This window comes from Lactiplantibacillus fabifermentans DSM 21115, assembly GCF_000498955.2.
In the GTDB taxonomy this organism is placed as follows: domain Bacteria; phylum Bacillota; class Bacilli; order Lactobacillales; family Lactobacillaceae; genus Lactiplantibacillus; species Lactiplantibacillus fabifermentans.
Genome location: NZ_AYGX02000060.1, coordinates 1 through 5,105, shown reverse-complemented (window position 1 = coordinate 5,105; position 5,105 = coordinate 1). Strand labels below are relative to the sequence as shown.

Annotated in this window: 4 protein-coding genes; 1 reads left to right on the top strand and 3 read right to left on the bottom strand. The window is 45.1% G+C overall.

What is annotated here, in order from left to right:
* Positions 1-195 (top strand): hypothetical protein (locus DY78_RS16595; RefSeq protein WP_235810637.1); only part of this gene is annotated, 195 nt, incomplete at its 5' end.
* A 352-nt stretch (positions 196-547) separates the two neighbouring features.
* Here the strand turns inward: DY78_RS16595 and DY78_RS05085 are convergent.
* From DY78_RS05085 to DY78_RS05075, 3 genes are all read right to left on the bottom strand, one after another.
* On the bottom strand, positions 548-1,147 hold the full coding sequence (locus DY78_RS05085; RefSeq protein ID WP_024625232.1) for a TetR/AcrR family transcriptional regulator: 600 nt from the start codon (positions 1,145-1,147) through the stop codon (positions 548-550).
* A 680-nt stretch (positions 1,148-1,827) separates the two neighbouring features.
* Positions 1,828-4,356 (bottom strand): ATP-dependent Clp protease ATP-binding subunit, encoded by a 2,529-nt coding sequence (locus DY78_RS05080; protein WP_024625233.1) that lies wholly within the window; start codon positions 4,354-4,356, stop codon positions 1,828-1,830.
* A gap of 28 nt (positions 4,357-4,384) precedes the next feature.
* On the bottom strand, positions 4,385-4,852 hold the full coding sequence (locus DY78_RS05075) for a CtsR family transcriptional regulator (protein WP_024625234.1): 468 nt from the start codon (positions 4,850-4,852) through the stop codon (positions 4,385-4,387).
* Between the last annotated feature and the right edge of the window lie 253 nt (positions 4,853-5,105).

Here is a 5,105-nt window from a genome sequence, read left to right as displayed (position 1 = left end):
AAGGAAGCTGATCTTTTTTGTCCGAACAGCGTTCGGATTAATTTTACAATCTACCGCATGAATACCAACTTGTATTATTTTGTTACAGCAGCCGACAATTATCATAAAGCATCAGCTACTGCGAAAACAACCTCGCTTATTAACACTGAATTATCTAGTAATACTAACGCCGATCTACAAAATACTTCATACTAACCCATTTATCATCTTAATAGACTGGACGCTAGTGCTGAATCACTAATTTAAACAATACAAATAAATCGTATCGTAATTTATGAATGAACTAAACGCCACTACAAATCGTAGCGGCGTCGTCTCTATATCAACACTCAATTTAGTTGTGGGTCAGTGGTAATGGAAGTTGCCGTGTAAGTGGCATTAGTCCGGCATGCTTTTTGTCGGACTTACACCACCGACGTCTTGGTTGATTGGCGCACTTTGCCAAGCAGCCAAGCGAGCCTTGAGACCGCCCCTCAGGCTCAAGGCGGTCGCCACGGCAACTGGAATTACCACTGACGCACAACGGCAAGCCAATCATAAATCATTACTATTCAGTCGGCGCTTGCGCAACCCCGAATAGAATCATTTTTAATAACGTTTGAACTTGGGTCCGTTCGTCGGCGTTGGGATCACCGATTTGATGGAAGCTATTAAATAGCGGGCTTAAACTCGTTAAATAAAATTTGGCCGCCATTGCTGGCGTGACATCGGGTTGGAGTTGCACGTTAGCTTGTTCAAAGACCGCTTGAATCGGTTGAACATAGTCCGTCATGAACACGCCGGCTAATTGCCGAATGTGTTCGTGACTGATTTCTTTAAAGCTCGTATGAATCAAGGTAAAGACATCAGCGGGATGTTTATGCGTTAGTAGTAACGTCACATCCGTCAGTTGGTCCAACGCTGATTGGTCGTGGGCATTGATTTCATCGATACCCGCTTTGATTTCACTCCCGACCGTGGTGATCACGGCTAAGAAGATAACCTCTTTATCTTTAAAATGATGATAAAGGGCCGGCTGTGTAATCCCAATGGCTTTCGCAATGTCGCGAGTACTAGTAGCGGCGTAGCCATTCTTCAAAAACAGTTCGCGGGCCGCATCCAAAATCGCGCGGTGCGTCTGTGCTAATTGTTCCGCACGCGTAACCATGCAAATCATCTTCTTTCATTCTTTATTTCTTATTATAATTTACACCATTCCGCAAGTGACGGCTAGCCAGTTTGTATTACGATTTTATTGCGAAGTTACTTTAATGATGACTTTTTAAGCATCATCGGAATGCGGTGCACGCGCCGGTAACCGTTGGCAAGGTCACAGCAACAGTGGAAAATCCCCACGAACGTCAACATTACACACCTCAAATCGCACTGTTTATCAACAGATTCATCATAAGTTGTGACTAAGATGGAGTTACTATTTAAAATTAACCATCCTAACCTCAATACAATTGACTAAAAATGAACGTATCATCCAAAGATCCACATCCCTACTTACCAGATACGCACTTTAACCTCGTTTTTCATCAAGGTTATCCACAAATCCATGATTCACCTCTACCAACCAGAATAGTTATCCACACCATTCAGCGCAGCTGCTAGCAACTCGGGACATCACCGTGTCGCAATATTGGGTCGGTGGGTTGGCCCGACACGATATTGGGGTCGTCTTTTGAAACCGGTATGCATTATGGCCGGGTTCAAAAGCGCCCTTGGGACCGCTCTTTGGCCCAAGGTCTGCCCCACGGCGATGTCCCGAGTTGCTGGCAGCGGAGCGACAATAAAAATAAGCCTAGGAACCAAAGCTCCTAGACTTAAATATTTAGCTAATTGTTATTTAGAAGAAACGGTCGAACGTCCGGCTGGTTTCGTGTCGTTTTTGATACTAATCGTGATGGCCCCTTTGCTAGCACCAATCGTGACGGTATCGTTGACCTTGATTTCACCGGTCAATAAGGCTTCACTCAAGCGGTCTTCCACTTCAGTTTGCAGTGCCCGGCGAATTGGCCGTGCCCCGTATTCAGGATCAAAACCAGCTTTAGCAACGACGTCAATCGCAGCTGGCGTGATTTTAATCTTGATACCTTGTTGGGCAACACGATTGACGATTTCTTTAGCCATTAACTTGACGATTTCATGCAATTCTTCCTTATTCAATGAATGGAAGACAATCGTTTCATCAATCCGGTTCAAGAATTCAGGACGGAAGGCTTTCCGTAATTCTTCATGAATCGTAGCTGAAACGGCATGGTAATCATTCGCTTTGTCGCTGGCACCGAACCCAACGGATTTTTCGTCACGTAAGGTCGTGGCCCCTAAGTTCGAAGTCATGATTAAAATGGTGTTCCGGAAATCGACTTTGCGGCCCTTCGAATCGGTCAAGTAGCCATCATCTAAGACTTGCAACAAGATGTTGAAGACATCGGGATGGGCTTTTTCAACTTCATCGAATAACACCACGGAGTATGGCTTTTGCCGAACTTTTTCGGTCAATTGCCCACCTTCGTCGTAACCAACATAACCAGGCGCGGACCCAATCAACCGACTCGTGGAGTAACGTTCCATGTATTCGGACATATCAATCCGAATCATGTTGTCTTCGGAACCAAACATCGCTTCGGCTAAGGCCTTAGCTAATTCGGTCTTCCCGACCCCGGTTGGTCCTAAGAACATAAATGACCCAATTGGCCGACTCGGATCTTTCAACCCGCTCCGAGCCCGACGAATCGCGCGGGCGACCGCCGAAACGGCTTCTGGTTGGCCAACGACCCGTTGATGCAAGATGTGTTCCAAGTTAACTAAGCGTTCGCTTTCCGTCTTTTGCAATTGCGTCAACGGTACGCCGGTCCATTCAGCAACGACTTGCGCGATATCTTCGCCCGTGACTTGTAAACTGTATTGCGGCGTCTTACCAGCCTCAACATCAGCTTCCGCGGCTTCGGCTTGTTTATCTAAGCGCGTTTTTAACTTCATTTCTTGTTGGCGAATTTCCGCTGCCTTTTCGAAATCTTGATCTTCAATGGCCGTTTCTTTTTGTTGACGTAAGGCGGCCAACTTATCTTGATTCTTCGTCAATTTAGTTGGCTTTTCCATTTGATCAATCCGGACTTTAGCTGACGCTTCATCCATCAAATCAATCGCCTTGTCAGGTAAGAAGCGGTCACTAATGTAGCGACTCGATAAAGTGACCGCTTGTTGGACCGCTTCATCCGTAATCGTGACATGATGATGTTCTTCATACCGTGGCCGTAAGCCGGTTAAAATTTCAACCGCTTCGTCTTCGGTTGGTTCATCAACCATGACCGTCGCAAACCGCCGTTCTAAAGCAGCGTCCGATTCGATATACTTTTGATATTCATTTAAGGTCGTGGCCCCAATGGTTTGGAGTTCACCACGCGCTAAGGCGGGCTTCAAAATATTCGAAGCATCAATCGCCCCTTCAGCACCACCGGCACCAATCAAGGTATGCAATTCATCAATGAATAAGATGACATGCCCATCGTTGTAAATTTCGTCGATAACTTTCTTCAAGCGATCTTCGAATTCACCACGATACTTCGTCCCAGCAACTAATGAGCCCATATCGAGCATCATTAAGCGTTTGTCGGCCATGTCGCTCGGCACATCGCCCGCCACAATCTTTTGGGCTAAACCTTCCGCAATCGCAGTTTTACCAACACCAGGTTCCCCAATTAAAACGGGGTTGTTCTTAGTCCGGCGTGACAAAATTTGAATGACCCGTTTGACTTCTTTAGAACGGCCCACCACGGGATCCATCTGTTGTTCACTCGCCAGTTGCGTTAAGTCCCGGGCTAAGGAATCCAAGGTTGGGGTTCCTTCCGTGGCGCCCTTACGGTTATCACGTTGCTTACGGGCCATATCACTGGCGGCACCCTTTTTACGATTGTTCATCGCATCTGAAACACCGAGCTTACGTAAAACAACTTTACGCGTTTGACCTAAGTCTAAGTTTAAATTCATTAAAATGCGCGAGGACAAGATGCTTTCGTCGGATAACATGGCTAATAACAGGTGTTCAGTCCCAATCTTGTTGGCGCCTAAACGCTTAGCTTCATCACCAGCGACTGACAAAATTTCTTTGGCTTTCGGGGAGTATGGTAAATAAGTGTCCTTGCCGACATTGCTTAAAGTACCATAGCCAGTAAACCGTTCGATTTCTTCACGAATATCGTCTTCACTGACGGCATACTGTTGTAACACCTTATTAGCAATCCCATTTTTTTCAATGGCCAAGGCTAATAATAAATGTTCCGTTCCCACTGCTTGATGCTTAAAGTACTTGGCCTGTTCTTGTGCTAAGACTAAGACACTTTTGGCACTCGGGGTAAATAGGTTATCCATTGCGATTCCTCGCTTTCTTTAGCTTAATTTAGCTTTCATAACGCAGGTGGTTGAGGATGCCAATAATAATGCGCGCCCGCAGACTATTTTCCAAGTCATGATCATCAACCCCTAAGGTATTGCGATCCGTGGCGACTAATATTAATTGGGCCTCCCTACGATTTAAAACCTCATCTTCATAGAGACTTTGAACGACGGCATAGGCATCACGTTGCGTAATTGAATCACCAATCACTTGTATGAGGGTGTCCAATACGTCGGCATCATCGAGCAAATTAACTTTTTCAATCCGGATATAGCCGCCACCACCGCGTTTACTTTCAACTAAGTAACCGTTTTGGATGGTGAAACGGGTTTTAATCACGTAATTAATTTGCGAAGGTACCACGTTGAATAAGTCAGCAATTTCTGACCGCCGAATTTCAACATGCTCAGCGTCCGCCAAAATACTTTTTAAATATTTTTCGATGATATCGGAGATATTTTGACTTTGCATTTGCTTCACCCTTTTCATTATCTTTGACTAATATTGACTTTCATTATACGGCGATAATGGAAAATTGCAAAGAATTTCACCCAAACGGGCAACCGCTACCTCCTCACGGTTGTTAAAGCATAGCACGCTGAGCCGTGGCTTTCAATTGATTGAACCGAAACTATGGCGTCTTGATTAACAGTTTTCTCATAATTTTATTGTTTGGTAGATTGCAAATTTAATCCGAATTTTTGGACAAATTGTTCAGCATAAC